The organism is Alteromonas sp. AMM-1, from assembly GCF_047290655.1.
Lineage (GTDB): Bacteria > Pseudomonadota > Gammaproteobacteria > Enterobacterales > Alteromonadaceae > Alteromonas > Alteromonas mangrovi.
This window is the reverse complement of sequence record NZ_JBLBUE010000021.1, coordinates 14910-31794: the sequence shown is the minus strand read 5'-3', so window position 1 is coordinate 31794 and position 16885 is coordinate 14910. Positions and strand designations below refer to the sequence as shown.

General features: G+C 49.2%; 10 protein-coding genes. 7 read left to right on the top strand and 3 right to left on the bottom strand.

The features are described from left to right. Positions 1-87: 87 nt before the first annotated feature. The 6 genes from ACLR2L_RS06490 to ACLR2L_RS06465 all read left to right on the top strand — a co-directional run bounded on the left by ACLR2L_RS06490 (position 88) and on the right by ACLR2L_RS06465 (position 8717). The gene (locus ACLR2L_RS06490; protein ID WP_140957637.1) at positions 88-1215 is read left to right on the top strand and encodes an S-(hydroxymethyl)glutathione dehydrogenase/class III alcohol dehydrogenase; all 1128 of its coding nucleotides are present in this window, start codon (positions 88-90) and stop codon (positions 1213-1215) included. 65 nt (positions 1216-1280) lie between these two features. After that, entirely contained in the window at positions 1281-2120 is an 840-nt protein-coding gene (gene fghA / locus ACLR2L_RS06485; RefSeq protein ID WP_413366702.1) for an S-formylglutathione hydrolase, read from the top strand. Between the two features lie 149 nt (positions 2121-2269). Then, positions 2270-4303, top strand: a complete 2034-nt coding sequence (locus ACLR2L_RS06480) for a TonB-dependent receptor (protein ID WP_413366700.1) — start codon at positions 2270-2272, stop codon at positions 4301-4303. 750 nt (positions 4304-5053) lie between these two features. Continuing rightward, positions 5054-7162 (top strand): TonB-dependent siderophore receptor, encoded by a 2109-nt coding sequence (locus ACLR2L_RS06475; RefSeq protein ID WP_413366698.1) that lies wholly within the window; start codon positions 5054-5056, stop codon positions 7160-7162. A 128-nt stretch (positions 7163-7290) separates the two neighbouring features. Further along, on the top strand, positions 7291-7782 hold the full coding sequence (locus tag ACLR2L_RS06470) for an Lrp/AsnC family transcriptional regulator (protein ID WP_140957645.1): 492 nt from the start codon (positions 7291-7293) through the stop codon (positions 7780-7782). A 2-nt stretch (positions 7783-7784) separates the two neighbouring features. Continuing rightward, positions 7785-8717, top strand: coding sequence for a 2-hydroxyacid dehydrogenase (locus ACLR2L_RS06465; protein ID WP_413366696.1), 933 nt, complete (start codon positions 7785-7787; stop codon positions 8715-8717). 57 nt (positions 8718-8774) lie between these two features. Here ACLR2L_RS06465 and ACLR2L_RS06460 read toward each other — a convergent pair whose 3' ends face one another. The 3 genes from ACLR2L_RS06460 to ACLR2L_RS06450 are packed head-to-tail and all read right to left on the bottom strand — an operon-like array spanning position 8775 to position 13021. Next, complete coding sequence (locus ACLR2L_RS06460) at positions 8775-10250, bottom strand: tryptophan halogenase family protein (RefSeq protein ID WP_413366694.1); 1476 nt, start codon at positions 10248-10250, stop codon at positions 8775-8777. Further along, the gene (locus tag ACLR2L_RS06455; protein ID WP_413366692.1) at positions 10247-11812 is read right to left on the bottom strand and encodes a tryptophan halogenase family protein; all 1566 of its coding nucleotides are present in this window, start codon (positions 11810-11812) and stop codon (positions 10247-10249) included. The genes ACLR2L_RS06460 and ACLR2L_RS06455 overlap by 4 nt, the downstream gene beginning before the upstream one ends. 42 nt (positions 11813-11854) lie before the next feature. Next, a complete protein-coding gene (locus tag ACLR2L_RS06450) occupies positions 11855-13021 on the bottom strand; it encodes a helix-turn-helix domain-containing protein (protein ID WP_413366690.1) in 1167 nt (388 codons plus the stop codon). An 858-nt stretch (positions 13022-13879) separates the two neighbouring features. Here ACLR2L_RS06450 and ACLR2L_RS06445 point away from each other — a divergent pair. Further along, positions 13880-16858 (top strand): TonB-dependent receptor, encoded by a 2979-nt coding sequence (locus tag ACLR2L_RS06445; protein ID WP_413366688.1) that lies wholly within the window; start codon positions 13880-13882, stop codon positions 16856-16858. The last annotated feature ends 27 nt before the right edge of the window (positions 16859-16885 follow it).

The window sequence follows — 16885 nt, the reverse complement described above, 5'->3', positions numbered from 1 at the left end:
TTTACCAAATACTACTATTGTTACTTAAAATAACGCAACTACACTTGTTAACGTTAATTGTTAATCCACCATCAAGGAATTTTGTGAATGTCAGATGTGATCACATGTAAAGCCGCCGTTGCCTGGGAGGCCGGTAAGCCTTTATCGATCGAAGAAGTTCAGGTAGCACCACCGAAAGCCGGTGAAGTGCGCGTGAAGTTATTTGCAACAGGTGTATGCCATACCGACGCATTTACACTGTCAGGTGATGATCCAGAAGGAATATTTCCTGCCATTTTGGGCCACGAAGGTGGTGGTGTAGTTGAGTCTGTAGGTGAAGGCGTAACATCGTTGCAGGTTGGCGATCACGTGATCCCACTTTACACGCCAGAGTGTGGCGAGTGTAAATTCTGTAAATCAGGTAAAACCAATTTGTGTCAAAAAATCCGTGCCACTCAGGGCAAGGGCCTGATGCCTGACGGCACCACCCGTTTTTCAATAAACGGTAAGCCGATTTTCCACTACATGGGTACGTCTACGTTCTCTGAGTACACAGTGTTACCCGAAATTGCAGTCGCAAAAGTTAACAAAGACGCGCCATTAGAAAAAATCTGCTTACTGGGCTGTGGCGTGACCACCGGCATGGGCGCTGTGCAAAACACCGCCAAAGTGGAAGCAGGCAGCACAGTAGCTATTTTTGGCCTGGGCGGTATTGGTCTGGCAGCCGTGATTGGCGCACAAATGGCAGGTGCTTCTCGCATCATCGGTATCGACCTCAACCCGGATAAGTTTGAACTTGCGAAAAAGTTCGGTGCCACCGACTGCATTAATCCCAAAGACTACGACAAGCCTATTCAGGAGGTTATTGTAGAACTTACCGATGGCGGTGTGGACTACTCGTTCGAGTGTATTGGCAACGTGAACGTGATGCGTTCTGCACTGGAATGCTGCCACAAGGGCTGGGGCGAGTCGGTGATTATTGGTGTTGCGGGCGCGGGTCAGGAAATTTCTACCCGTCCGTTCCAGTTAGTTACCGGTCGCGTATGGCGCGGCACTGCGTTTGGTGGTGTAAAAGGCCGTTCTGACTTACCCAAAATTGTTGAAGATTATCTGGCTGGCAAGTTCGAATTGGATGATTTTATAACGCACACCATGCCGCTTGAGCAAATCAACGAAGCATTTGATTTGATGCATGAAGGCAAAAGCATCCGTAGCGTTATTCACTACAACAGTTAGTACTGAGCGTCGCTACCAATTTGACCCACATCCGGCAGCGACGCGTTTTTCACGGATTAGATTTCATGACCATAGATCACATCAGCAGTAACAAAAGCTTTGGTGGGTGGCATAAGCAGTACTCACACGCTTCAACAACCACACATTGCACCATGCGTTTTGCCATTTACCTGCCACCACAGTGCAGCAGTGGTGCTAAAGTCCCTGTTTTATACTGGTTGTCGGGACTCACCTGTACCGACGAAAACTTTATGCAAAAAGCCGGTGCTCAGCGTATAGCGGCGGAACTGGGCATAGCCATTGTTGCGCCGGATACCTCGCCGCGCGGAGAAAATGTGGCCAACGACGAAGGCTATGATTTAGGCCAGGGTGCCGGTTTTTATGTGAATGCCACACAAGCGCCCTGGTCGGCACATTATCACATGTATGACTACGTGGTTTCTGAGCTTCCAGCGCTAATTGAAGCCCACTTCCCTGTTACGCAGCAGCGAGCGATAAGCGGGCATTCCATGGGTGGCCACGGCGCGTTAAGTATTGCGCTGAAAAACCCTCAGCGTTACAGCTCAGCCAGTGCATTCAGTCCTATTTGCCACCCAACTCAATGCCCATGGGGGCAAAAAGCCTTTACCGCCTATTTGGGTGAAGACAAAAGCGCCTGGCAACAATACGACACGGTTGAGCTCATGAAGCAAAGCCAGCACGCGTTGCCGATGATGGTGGATCAAGGGCTGGACGATAGTTTCTTAAAAGAACAGCTCATGCCATCAGCACTCGCCGCGGTAGCTGCTGAAAAGGACTACCCCATCGTAATTCGTCAACACGACGGTTACGACCACAGCTATTACTTCATTGCTTCGTTCATTGAAGAGCACCTGCGATTCCACGCACAACATCTGTCACAGTAAATTCAGATTAAACGCAGTGTATCCTCGATACGCTGCGTGTTATTCACGGCCAAACCTGTTTAAATACCCCCTAATTTATCAATTGCTGCGTCCAGCAGTGCTGATGACGCGTATCCTCTGTATTAGTTAATTCCCGTTTGCCTGCTTTTATGAAATTTTTACTTAGTTCTTTGCCGTTTTGTTTACTTTTCTCTCCTGCCGTTTTCGCCGATGGCCCGGACTTCGAACGCTTAGTGGTATATGGCCGCCAGAGCGATCTGATTGGAGATTCGATCTCTGCGTCAGAAGGGGTAATAGGCTATGGCGATATCGAAATCAGGCCCATATCCCGCGCGGGTGAGATACTGGAGTTTGTGCCCGGTATGGTAGTTACCCAACACAGCGGCTCAGGTAAGGCGAACCAGTACTTTCTTCGCGGCTTTAACCTGGATCACGGTACCGATTTCAGTATTCTGGTTGATGGCATGCCAGTAAACATGCGCAGCCATGGCCACGGGCAAGGATATAGCGACCTGAATTTTATCACCCCGGAATTTATTCAGCGTATCGATTACCAAAAAGGCCCTTACCGGGCTATTCAGGGGGATTTTTCATTGGCTGGCAGTGCCAACTTCGCGCTGACATCTAAATTCGAACAACCGTTTGTAAAATTTGAACTGGGTGAATACGGTTATCAGCGTGCAGTGGCTGCAACCAACTTTTCACAAGACAACAGCAATCTGGCCGTTGGCGCTGAATGGCAGGGTTATGCTGGCCCCTGGACGGATATCGACGAAGATATCAATAAAAAGAACATGTTGATTCGCTATCAGCATAGCAACGATGACAGCCTGCTGCGCGTTACCTTTATGGGGTACGACAACAGTTGGAATTCAGCTGACCAAATTCCGGCCCGCGCAGTAGCGAGTGGGCTAATTAACGAATTTGGTTCGCTGGATACTGGCCTGGGCGGCGATTCGTCCCGTTACAGTTTGTCGATGAACTGGCAAAACAGCCAATGGGTGGTGAATGCCTATAGCATTAAAAGCCAGCTGAATTTGTTCTCCAACTTTACCTACTACCTGGGCAACTCCGAGCAAGGTGATCAGTTTGAACAGCTGGATGAGCGTATATTAAGTGGTGGCTCAATAACCTATTTGCAATCCAATAAAATTGGCAGCCTGCATGCTCACCATATGGCCGGCGTTGAGTACCGGCAGGATGACATCAGCGATATCGGTTTGTTCAATACCGAAAGCCGCCAGCGGATTGGCACAGTGCGCCGTGACAACATCAACGAGCAATCCCTGGCAGCGTTTTACGAACTCAGTGTAGACATTACCGACAATCTGCCGGTACATATCGGGGTGCGACACGACACCCTGTGGGCAGATGTAAATAGCGATCTTGCGGCAAACAGCGGCTCTGAAAACGATAGTCTGGTAAGCATTAAGGGCGGTGTTAGCTATATCATAAACGACGCATGGCAGGTTTACGCCAATGCCGGTCAATCTTTCCACTCCAATGACGCCAGAGGTGCAGTGATTAGTGTTGATCCGATTACCCTTGATCCTGCAACACCGGTAGATTTACTGGTTCGGGGAGTCGGCAGTGAGATTGGCATCCGGGTGGCAAACTACCGTTACTACAATGCGTCTTTTGCGGTATGGCAGCTACGCAATGATTCAGAACTGGTGTTTGTGGGTGATGCGGGTAATACCGAAGCCAGCCGGGCGTCGAAACGCTGGGGCGCTGAATTCTCTGGTTACTACTGGTTTAACAGTAATCTGACAGCCGATGTGGAACTTGCCTGGACTCAAGGCCGCTTTACCGAAAATGAAGAGGGCGAAGGCAACTATATTGATGGCAGTGTGCCGTTTGTTGCCAGCCTAGGACTCAACTGGCAGGCCACTGACACCATTCGCACGGGTTTACGGGTACGCCATTTCGGTAAGCGAACATTAGACAGCACCAGGTCACGTCAATCTGACTCATTTACCGTGATAAACGCCAATCTGGCTTACGAAATTAACAACTGGAAAGCTGAATTAACCCTGCTGAATTTGCTTAACAGTCGCGATCACGACATAGACTACTGGTATGCCAGCCGTTTAAATAACGAAGTGTCAGAGGGGGTGGAAGACAATCACTATCACCCCATTGAGCCCAGATCTGTCAGAGCGGGAGTAACCTACAAATTCTAGTATTCAGGTAAAACGTCGCTTGCCAATAAAGCTAGCGACGCAGCGATTTAAAAACACTGGAGGTGGTGGGTCAACTATGCTGCCAGATAAGTAATGTTATATCGCTGAAAACAATACATCGATGCCCACAAGCAACGACACTCCGATAACAAAGCAGTATAAATTTGGATCGGTTAAAAAGCCTTTTAACCGCATGTCCGCTGCATGCTTTGCATTTACTGTTTTAGCTGAAATCATGTTGTCACCTGCCAATGAATGTTAACAAGATGTAATGTTTCTATCTTAGCTAAGGCTTCTCTGGCTTCCCATTGTCCAAAAGTCTACATTCAATAGCACAATAGATAACTTTAAATAATGAGCAGAAAACCATTGATTTAAGCACTGCTAACAGTCCTTCATACCATCCGGTTCAGATGATTTTTCGCTTTTCCATCGAAATAAAAATGTTATAACATAACAAAACATGACATTATAGCTGTCGTTTTACTAGCAGAGTGGTTCGTTATTCGTTGTTTAGCATTTTCTGCCGCTACCGCTGCGCCGTTGAAACTTTACGCTGCCAAAGCCTGTTTTTTCGACGCATTTGCAGTGCACCGACTCACTTATACTGATTGTGGAAGGAATATCCAGCACCAATACAACATAAGTGTGGCCAACAAAATAAATAACACCAGCCACCAGGATAGTCCCTTTTGCCGTCGATTTGAGAACCTTTGGAGATAGCACAAGATGATGAAGCACCGAATTTTTATGAAAACTGCGCTCACGGCGGCAGTTTCTGTTGCGCTGGCTAACAGCACCAGCGTATTTGCGCAGGAAACCCCGGAAGATATGGAACAAATTGAGGTTGTGCAGCAGCGCCAGCCTTACCGTGGTGATGTACCACTGAAATCCTTACCGCAGAATATTGACATCGTTAGTGCTGAATTACTAAAAGACGTTGGCGTAAACGACCTGCAAAATGCCCTGGACTTCGCCAGTGGCGTTGCCCGTCAGAACAGTTTTGGTGGATTGTGGGACAGCTTTGCTATTCGCGGCTTTGCCGGCGATGAGAACCTGCCTTCCGGATACGTAGTTAACGGTTTTAGTGCTGGTCGTGGCTTCAGCGGTCGCCGCGATACCTCTAACGTTCAGGCAATTGAAGTACTAAAAGGCCCAGGCTCGGCGCTTTATGGCCGTAGCGAACCCGGCGGTACGATTAACATTATCACCAAAAAGCCTCAATTTACCGAAGAAGGTTACATTCAGGCGACAGTAGGTTCATACAGCCTTTATCGCCTTGAAGGTGACTATACCAACGCGATAAACAGCGATCTGGCTTTCCGTGTAAACGGCGCATACGAAGACGCTGGCAGTTTCCGCGATACCGTGGAAAGCAACAAACTGGCCTTTACACCATCACTCACCTATCAGATTTCTGACGACACTTCCTTAACTTACGAACTGGAAGTCCTCGACCAGGAAGCCCCATTTGACCGCGGCATTGTGGTAGTCGATTATGAATTTGGTGTGGTACCTATTGATACCTTTTATGGCGAGCCAAACGATGGCCCAATGAATATTGAAGCCCTGGGGCACCAACTCACGCTGCAACACCAACTCAACAGTGATTGGAGCCTGATGGTAGGTATGAGCTACCGCGAGTCATCTTTTGAAGGCTACTCCAGCGAAGTAGAATTGTCTGCGGGCCGCCAATTGCTGTACACCGATGGCGAAACCGTTTCGCGTCAACGCCGTTACCGCGACTATGATGCAGAAGACTTGTCCGGCCGTGTAGAGTTAAGTGGTACTGTGTCTACAGGCGACATTGTGCACCATATCCTGATTGGTGCTGACGCCTACGACTATCAACTGGATCAAATTCAGCAACGCTGGAGAACCGGCTGGGGCACAGGCGACACAACCTATTCTGTATCACTGATCAACCCGGTATACGGCGAAGCACAGCCTGCAACCGGTGCATTATGGGATCGCCGCGAAGAACAATCTACCGTAGGTTTATACGTTCAGGATCAAATTGACCTGACTGAATCATTTAAAGTACTCGCAGGCTTGCGTTTCGACGATTTCTCCCGCGATTTTTCTGATTATTTGTCGGATGCTTATACCAGTGAATCACAAACTGCAACCAGTCCGCGAGTTGGTCTGGTGTACGAACCGTCAAACCTGTATACCCTGTACTTAAGCTATTCTGAGGGCTTCCGTCCGAACTCAGGCACCGACGCCAACGGCGCGACTTTTGAGCCAGAAGAAAGTAAATCCTATGAGGCAGGCGTAAAATTTGCCAATAGCAATGAAAGCCTCACTGGTACCGTGGCGCTGTTCCGCGCTGAAAAATCCAATGTGCTGAGCGCCGATCCAGTGAACTCCGGTTACTCTGCAGCACTGGGCGAAGCAGAAAGTCAGGGGATTGAAGTAGACCTCAATGCCGTGATTGCCGACGATACAACCCTTACACTGGCTTACGCCTTCGTAGATGCAGAAACGTCAAACGAAGTGGTAAACGTTGATTGGGGTGTGAACATTCCGGCTGGCAGTCGCTTAATTAACATCCCGGAACACAAGCTGAATGTTACCGCCATGCACTTTATGGACATTGCGGGCAAAGAGTCAAAAGTCGGTGCCAGTGTAACTTACGTAGGCGACCGTCTGGGTGAAACTATTGATCCGGACTACATTTTACCGAGCTATACAACCGTTCGCTTATTCGGGTCGGTTAACCTGTCTGACAACGTGGTAATCAATGCCGATATCGACAACCTGTTCGACAAGGAATACTACGACAGTTCTTACTCTGCGCTTTGGACCATGCCAGGTTCACCGCGTACTGCTAAGATCAGCGTGAAATACGCGTTTTGATTGTACTGCCGGGCGTTCCCGCCCGGCGCTTTTCCGACCCTTAGCAAACATCCCTGAACAAACAGTTGCGCTGGTTTAGCCATTAGCGATACTGTGTCGGCATTGTGCAGTACAAGAGGAACACCATTGTGGCAGGTATTAAATTAGACAGAATCGACATTAACATTCTGGCAGAACTGCAAAAGAACGGGCGCATTACCAATACTGATTTGGCCGATGCCGTAGCATTGTCGCCCAGCCCCTGCCTGGCCAGGGTAAAGCGATTGGAAAAGGCCGGTTATATTACCAGTTACAATGCCAAAATTGCGCTGGAAAAGCTGGGTGAAACCGCAACAGTATTCACCGAAGTCACGTTAAGTGATCACCACATGGAAGACTTTGCTAAATTTGAACGCAATATCCGTACTATCGACGAAGTAATCGAGTGCCATTTGATCAGCGGTGGTTACGATTACTTGCTTAAATTTGTCACCCGAGGCATTACCCACTATCAGTCGCTGATGGAAGAAATTTTGGAAAGAGATTTCGGTATTTCAAAGTACTTCAGTTACATCGTTTTGAAATCGCCCATTGAAAAACTGCATTATCCACTTGCCACGCTTTTCAAGCCGGAAAAGTAATCATGGCCTTTAATCTGGTTTACAAAGGCCCGCAAACACGAGGCGAGTGCTGGCAGGAAACGGTAATCAACGCATTGCCCGATACAAAATGGCATACCTGGCCCCACGTTCCTGTGCCCGAACAGGTAGATGCCATCATCGCGTGGACGCTGCCAGACAATACCTTTGAAACCTATCCCAATTTAAAAGCGGTTTTCTCGGTTGGCGCCGGCGTTGATCAATTGCAGCCCGACAGGATTCCAGACACCATTAAATTGATCCGGCTGATCGACCCGTCACTAACATTACAAATGCAAACCTATGTGCTGTCGTCAGTAATGATGATCCATCGCGATCATTTTTTGTATCAATCGCAAAAAGCACAAAGGTGCTGGCAACAACACAAAGTGGCCTTGCCCCATGAATGCACGGTGAGTATTCTGGGTTTAGGAGAGCTCGGTAAAGCCGTCGCCAGCCAGCTCAGTTCATTAGGCTTCAGAGTAAACGGCTGGAGTCGAAGTGCAAAACAGCTGGATGGCGTATCTACGTTTCACGGCCAACAAGGTTTGTCAGACATGTTGGCAAATACCCACATTCTGGTGAGCTTGCTGCCGTTAACAGAAGAAACCAAAGGCCTGATCAATGCCGACACCCTGGCAACACTGCCCAAAGGAGCCTCGGTGATCAACGCAGGGCGCGGCGAGCAAATAGTGGACGACGATTTACTGGCAGCCCTGGATAGTGGCCACATTCAATACGCCATTCTGGATGTCTTTAAACACGAGCCATTGGCCGAATCTCACCCCTACTGGACACACCCCAGAGTGCATGTCACGCCCCACATAGCCTCCATTACCCGAAATGACACAGCGGGCCAGCGCCTGGCCGAAAACCTGTTGCGCTGGCAACAAGGCCAACCCATGATTGGCGAGGTAAATAAACAGCGCGGGTACTAAGCCCACTCGCGCTAGACTATTGGCTGGTAAAGAGCATTTCCCTGCACATATAAAATTCTACCGACAATAGCTGTTCAGGTACTGCTGATGTAACGGCAAGCACGCCACGGTCTGGCTAATGTTGTGCTTTATATGAGCCAGAAAATCTGCCAGTTCCTGTTGACTCATGGTGTCTGCAATGGGATGGTACGCCTTCGGTACCAACCCTTGCCCAATCATCACCTGCTGCCAGGAGTCGTCAAACAGCTCGTTGCCTTCCCGGTGGATTTGCCCGGTCTTTTCAAATATTACCAGCCGGCGCGCCAACGAATCAGGTACGTCCATTTTTTTAAAGTGCTGCCAAAACGGGCTATCCGTTCGCTCAGTCACTTTATAATGCAAAATAATAAAGTCGCGGATGCGCTCCATTTCAAACACGGTTTGCTTGTTATACTCGTCCACTATTGCCGGCTCGATGCCATCGTGTGGGAACATGCGCAACAACCTCACTATGCCCTGCTGTATCAAGTGAATACTGGTGGATTCCAGCGGCTCGATAAAGCCGCTGGATAAGCCTATGGATACGCAGTTTCGGTTCCATTGCTTTAACCGGCGACCGGGCCTGAATTTAATCACCCTTGGGCTGTTTAAAGGCGCACCGGTAATGTTTTGTTGTAGCCGCGCAGTTGCTTGCTCGTCTGAAAGGTAAGCACTGCAATACACCAGCCCGTTGCCCACCCTGTTCTGCAAGGGAATTCGCCACTGCCAGCCCGCCTCTCTGGCAATACATCGCGTATAGGGCAGAGGCGCTTCCACACTTTCTGTTTGCATTGCCACTGCGCTATCGCATAACAACCACTGCGACCAGTCTTCATAACCCGTATGCAGCGCTTTTTCTATTAACAGCCCCCGAAACCCGGTGCAGTCTATAAACAGATCACCGCAGAGGGTTTGCCCATTATTCAGCATCAGGCTTTCAATAAAGCCGTCCTGCTGACGTACCTTTACCCGCTCAATCGTTGCATCAATGCGCGTAACGCCAGCCTGCTCTGCCAATGCCCGTAAAAAGGCCGCGTATTTCGTAGCGTCAATATGAAACGCATAATTGAGGCCGTTGCCTGGTAAATGCGCAAATTTATTCGCTTCGGCAGCCACGCGCTCCAAACAGTACTGCCCGAAATCGTCACTTAAACCCAGATCCAATCCGCGACGCCAGAAATGCTGAAACCCCGCCGCCCAACAGTCTTTGCCCGTTGCGCCAAACGCGTGTAAATACGCATGGTTCAGTGAACGCCAGTTCTCAAAGTTGATCCCCAGTTTAAACGTGGCATTTGTAGCCGCCATAAAGGCTTGCTCGTCAATTTTGAGTAACTTGTGGAAAAACACCAGTGTAGGAATAGTTGCTTCACCCACCCCTACTGTGCCGATATCACTGCTCTCCACCAAGGTAACTTCGACACGGCCATGCAATAGTCTGGAAATGGCCGCAGCCGCCATCCAACCGGCGGTGCCACCACCAGCAATGACCACACGTTGTTTAGCAGGCTGTTTCATGAGTATTCCTTATTGTTCTTGTAAGCGCGGGTGAGGTGATTAAGCAATGCCCGATTCGTAGGCAAGCCGTTCAATTGCATGTCCACCTGCTGCTGATGCTGATTCATACGTTGTTGAATCACTGATGACGGACCTGCCTTGCCTATTCGGTTTATTGCTAATTCGGGTATAAATCCCATACCGAACAACACATACAGGTAGCTGGCGGTGGGGAATACTTCTTCCCGCAAGTTAAAGTCCAGTGGATCAGGGCTGCGGGTGCGCCACATTGCCAGCCAGTCCTGCAATTGCTCGGAACAGCTATGCCGATTGCGCATAGTCCGCCAGTACTCACTGTCATCGCGCTTACTCAACACATAATGTATCTTTAAAAAGTCCACTACCCTCGACCAACGCTGACTGAAAATGCGATTAAATTGCCGTGCCGCCGGTCCCAGTTGTTCGGTTGTAGCAGGCAGATGCTGAGCCAGGTGAGACGCCGCCAGTTCAACCATCACCAGCGCCGAAGCCTCGAGGGGTTCTAAAAATCCCATGGCAGTGCCTATGGCAACACAATTGGCCTGCCAGGGCGATTCACGGTAACCGGGTTCGAAAGTAAAAAAGCGTGCCGAAGAGGGGTCAACCGCTTGTACCGTTGGATCATTCTTTAAATACGTCAGCAGTGTTTGCAGGGCCGTTTCATCGTCGCAATAGTCACTGCTAAACACATAACCTGTGCCCTTTCGCGCAGGTAAAGCAATATCCCAAATCCAGCCACATTGCTGTGCTGTAGAATGGGTAACCGATGCAATTGGCGCTTCCGGAGTGTTGTATCCAGCCTGCAATGCCACGGCGCGGTTATTGGCAAGTTGATTGCGGCAGGACACCAGCGGCTGTTGATAGTGCTGGCCAATCAAACGCGCAGCAAAGCCACTGCAATCAACAAATAAGTCGCCGCATAGGGGCCCGTGTTGTTTACCCACCACCGCTTTTATTGCGGCACCGGGTACACCTTCAACAGACATAATGTGATCAACAATATGCCTGACACCGAGCCTGGTAGTGGCGTGATGTTTCAGGAAGGCAGCAAATTTGTAGGCATCCAGGTGATACCCATAATTGGTTACACCGGCAAAAGCGGGGGTTTGAATTTGTTTAGGAGCCAGGTGGTTATCACATACCCAGGGCTGTGTACTTACTTCATGCGCGAATGATGGCCCCGAACCCAGTGATTGCAGCCAGTCGTGTAAGTCGCCGTTGCCATACCCAACAGGCAGACTAAAAGGGTGATAATACTGATCGCCTACCTGATTAAACTGCCATTGATGAAATAACGTTCCTTGTTTAAACGACGCGTCGCAGCATGCCAAAAAGTCGGCTTCGTCGATTCCCAATTTTTGCAGCGTACCGCGCATGGTGGGCCAGGTGCCTTCACCCACGCCTAAAATGCCAATATCCGGCGACTCCACCAGGGTAACCTGACATGGGTGAAGAGACGTAGCGGCCAGTACGCTGGCCGTTAACCAACCCGCGGCACCACCGCCCACTACCACAATATGCGTGATAGTTTGAGTATCTTGCATGTCATTCTCCCGGCCTACGTTCATCAGCCGGGATCATCTACGTTACGATAAACCGGCTTGAAGTTGTTGCTTTGCCAGCCTTTTCTTCACGTCGTTGCGGTATTGGCTGGGCGTTTTATTAAACTTTTTCTTAAACAGCGTGTTGTACACTGACTTGCTGTTAAATCCGGCATCGTAAAAAATGTCGGTAATACTCTTATCAAAACAGGCCGGATCTTCTAGTAGCCGCTTGGCTTCCTGAATGCGGTAGTTATTGATGAACTCGTAAAAATTCACCTCATAGTGCCGGTTAATGGCGTTTGATAATTCCTTTACCGGAATATTGAGCTTTTCGGCTAAGCGCTCAAACGACAAATTCTGATTCAGGTAAGGTCTTTCCCGCTCCATGGTGGCTTCCAGTTGTGCCACCAATTCCTGACTCACAGGCTCTCTTTCTACCGTTTTGGGCTTGGCAGGTTGCGATCGCAAAAAGTGCGACGCCGCCATAAAAATCACCGTGTTAAACAATGCAAATTGCATGTAATACGACGCAAGCCCAATAATTTCGACGATATCGTAATAGGGAAACACATAAAGCGAGTGATACACCTTGATCACACTCAACATGGTTTCCCAGGCCAAAATTGCGGTGAATAACATCAGCATCTTTGGCAGCCAGGCCGGTACGTTATACTTCACCTTAGTTTGTTCGTCGCCTCGCATTATCAGTAAGATGGCAAATACGCTAAACACCACTCGGGTAGCCTTTGCCAATAGATCCATAAACACGTAGTCAAAATCGGCAAAGCTGTAATCTTTCACCATGGTGACTTTATCGTCGTAAGGCAGCGCGTAAAAATGCTGCCAGATAAACACCATAAACACCGCCACTGGTACCAATAGCAAACCGTGCCATCGTTTGGGTTTAAATTCGGCCTGTGTTACCGAGCAGGCAAATAAAAACAACAACGGGCCATCCAGCCAGTAGGCAAAATTCAGTATGAAGAAATAGTTGGGCGAGGCGTCGAGTACCCAATAGCGAAATGTACTGCCCCACAACACCAGTTCGTGCAGGGCAATACCCGCATGTACACCCAGAAAGGCTATTAACAGGCTGGTTGGCAAACTCTGTTTAGCGCGGTTTAAGCCCACATACACGGCCACCGCTAAACATTCAAAAGCAATAAGAAGGAGAACCAAATCATGTAGGTTGAAGAGGGTTTTATCCATGATTCTCTGCGCACACTTGTTGTAATAATGGTGTTAACGAATCGAAAGAATGTTAAACACTCCCTACCACGAAATCAATTGCTTAAATCTAAAACCAGCGCTTAGCCGAACGTTCGGCTGTGCGCCAGGGTTGCCATTTTGGGGTCATTCCGCTTGCCCGCCCTGTTGTTCTTTCATACTAAAGCCACACCAATAAAAATATAAGTTTCATTAGGTTACAAGTTCTTTCCGGGAAACGAACGTTCGAGTTGGCATTCAACACTGGCTGCTGATGCCTGAATTTATGGGCCAAATTTCAGTAAGTCCCTCATTTATAGGTTGTTACAAAATTGAAAACGCCACAGACAGGGCTTTTATGTAAAAGGACGAGGCGAACCTGCACAAACGAACAACTGGACGTAGCAAAGTACATAATTACACCCAGAATGTACTTCTACGGGTATAAAGAAGGCAGAAAAATAGCCTGCTTCTCCCCCAAACAAGAGTTAACACGCTAAACCGCAGTGTATTTGTTAATAATATCGCAGTGATAATGCGATAACCCGGGCCAAGAAAAGCATCGCTAGCAAATCCATTCTCCTCGTTCAGCTATCCGTATTTCTACTGCAATTGAGATTTTCCAGTACAACACCAGTCATCGAACAAATTCCACAAAACATTGATTTTTAACGCATTGAACTTATACCAAGGTTCTAATCCAGTACTCGAACGTTCGAGTGGGCGGTTTTTTCTACAGTAAAACGACATCTTATTTGACGGGGCGTAGGCTTGCGGTGCTTTTCGCAATTGTTAATGAAAAGTAGACCAAATGCGTGCAACACGAGCACAACACATAAAGTTATCGCAAGGGAGAAAATAATGAAAACTCGCCCCTTTAAAAAAAGCCAGATAGCCCTGTCGGTTTCTCTGGTGGTAGGTTCGGCGATGCTCACCAGCGCACACGCACAGGAAGCAAACACAGACGACGTGGTTGAGATCATTGAAGTCAGTGGTATTCGTGGCAGTATGATTCGCGCCATGGATATAAAGCGTTCTGGCGACGGTGTGGTAGAAGCCATCTCAGCAGAAGACATCGGTAAGTTCCCCGACACCAACCTGGCGGAATCGCTACAACGCATCACAGGCGTGTCCATTGATCGTTCAGATGGTGAAGGTAGCCGCGTTACCATTCGCGGGTTCGGCTCAGACCGCAACCTGGTGCTGTTAAATGGCAGGCAAATGCCCACGCCAACGCGTTCTTTTGACTTTGCCGACCTGGCATCGGAAGGCGTGAGCGCGGTTGAAGTATATAAAACCGGTCGTGCGTCTATTGCAACGGGCGGCTTAGGTGGCACAGTTAACATTATTACGCCGCGTCCACTGGCGACGCCAGGACGTCAGGCAACCGTTGGCTTTAAGGCAGTGCATGATGATTCAACCCAACGCGGTGATACCTGGACGCCGGAATTGTCAGGTCTGTATTCAGAGACCTTCCTTGACGATAAATTTGGTGTGTCGTTAACCGGAAGCTACCAAAAACGTGACAGCGGTAATAGCAATGCATCGGTAGGTTCAGGCTGGCGCTCGTTTATATCTGGACAGGATGAAGGTAGCTGGGGCAACCTGCCCAGTGAAGACCCGGACAATTCTTACCTGAACAAACCAGCCGACGGCGTGACTTATGCCGTGCCGCAAAACCTGATTTATCAGTTCAACGAAGCGTACCGCACCCGTGTAAACGGGCAGCTCACGCTGGAATATCAGGCTACAGACAAACTGAAAGCCCGCCTGGACTACACCTATTCTGAAAATAGTATCGACCGTGAACTGACCGACATGTCTACCTGGTTCTCGTTCAACTACAACAATTCAACCATGGTGTGGTCGGAGCCAAACAGCGAAGGCATTGCGTACCCCATTCAATATCAGGATACCGACAATTTCAGCGAAGACGCCATGCGTGGTGAAGGTACCGGTATTAATTCGGGCCGTGGTTTCTCCGCCACCAAGAACACCAATCAATCATTGGGTTTGAATCTGGAATATGCGGTAAACGACAATCTGTTGTTAGAGTTCGACTACCACACCGCCGGTGCCAAGCACGCACCTAACAGCCCTTACGGTAGCTGGGGCTCACTGGCAATGATTTCTGCCAACCGGATTCGCACCACTGTGGATTTCTCGCAAGTACTGCCAGTGCTTAGCATTGAATACCCAGACGGCGTAGACGGCTTCCGGCCAGCCGACATGATTGGCGCAGGCAGCAACTTTGGCAACAACCGCGAGCGCTCCGAGCTTGAGCAACTTCAGGCCAAAGGCAAATACACCTTTGATGCGGGTATTGTAGAAAGTATCGATTTTGGTGTGTCTCAAACCGAAGTGAACAACCATTCAAAATATGCCAGCGCGACACGCGGCACCTGGAGTGGTGTTGGTGAGCCTGAAGACTGGGAAGACAGCTGGTTTACCCAACGCTCGCTGCCTGACATGTTCGACAACATCCCAGGGCATGCAGATCCAGACCTTGAGCCTTATTTTATCGACTGGGACTTTGTACAAATTGCCGAATTCACCGCAGCTAATTTCTACAACGAAAATGCCGTGGAATGGCCATGTGGACCGCGTTTCTGTGGCGGAACCAACTACACTACTGACCGCTACACCGACGAAAAGATGCTGTCGGCTTATGTGCAGGCTAACTTAGTATTTGATATTGGCGCAATGCCCGCCACAGTCGTTACCGGTTTGCGCTATGAGGAAACCGAAACCCATGCGTCAGCACTGGTGCCCAGCTACGACGGTATTCACTGGAGCAGTACAAACGAACTGGTGTTACAGCCTACCGGCGACTCGATATTTACCGACGAATCCGGTGAGTATGACAACCTGTTACCCAGCATCGACTTTAAAGTGGACTTAACCGACGACCTGGTTGCCCGCGCATCGTACAGCAAAACCATATCCCGTCCGAGTTACGGCGACATGCAGGGGGGTAAAACCCTGAGTAGTCAGATCACAACGATTCAGGGCTCAGGCTCACGTGGTAACCCGGCTCTACTGCCGCTTGAATCCACCAACTACGATCTGTCGCTGGAATGGTATTATGATGAAGCCAGCTATGCCGCCATTGGCTGGTTTAACAAAGACGTGAAGAACTTTGTTGGCCGCCAGACTATTACTGAAAACGCCTTCGATTTGCGCAACCCTGCTCAGGGCCCTCGTGCCGACGCGGCACGGGCAGCAGGCTTTACCGGCAATGCTGAAATTCGTCAGTACATTCTGGATAACTACCTGGGCAGTGATCCGAACGTGTACCTGAACGAGCACGGTGACGTGGTTATTGTGGCCAGTCCGGAAGATGAACTGGCAGTATTCGAGATCACCATTCCATTTAACCAGCGCAAGAACAATGTGCATGGCTGGGAAATGGCAGTTCAACACATGTTCTGGGACAGCGGGTTTGGTATTAACGTGAACGGTACGCTGGTTGACGGTGATTTGTATTACGACAACGCCTCACTGGCACCACAGTACGCATTGACCGGCCTGAGCGACTCCGCGAATGTTATCGCTTTCTATGAAAACGACGATTTTTCGATTCGTTTAGCCTACAACTGGCGCGACAAATTCCTGGCCTGGATTGGTGATGGTTCGGGAGATAACCCGGTATACACCGAAGCATATGGTCAGTGGGACTTTAACGCCAGTTACAACGTTACCGAAAACCTCACTGTTTTTGCTGAAGGTATCAACCTGACCAACGAATATCAGCGTCAACATGGCCGCCATGAGCGCATGCTGATCAACCTGCGTCAGTCGTCGCCTCGTTACAATCTGGGTATGCGCTACACCTTCTGATTGTAACCTGGCTAACGGTGCCTCACT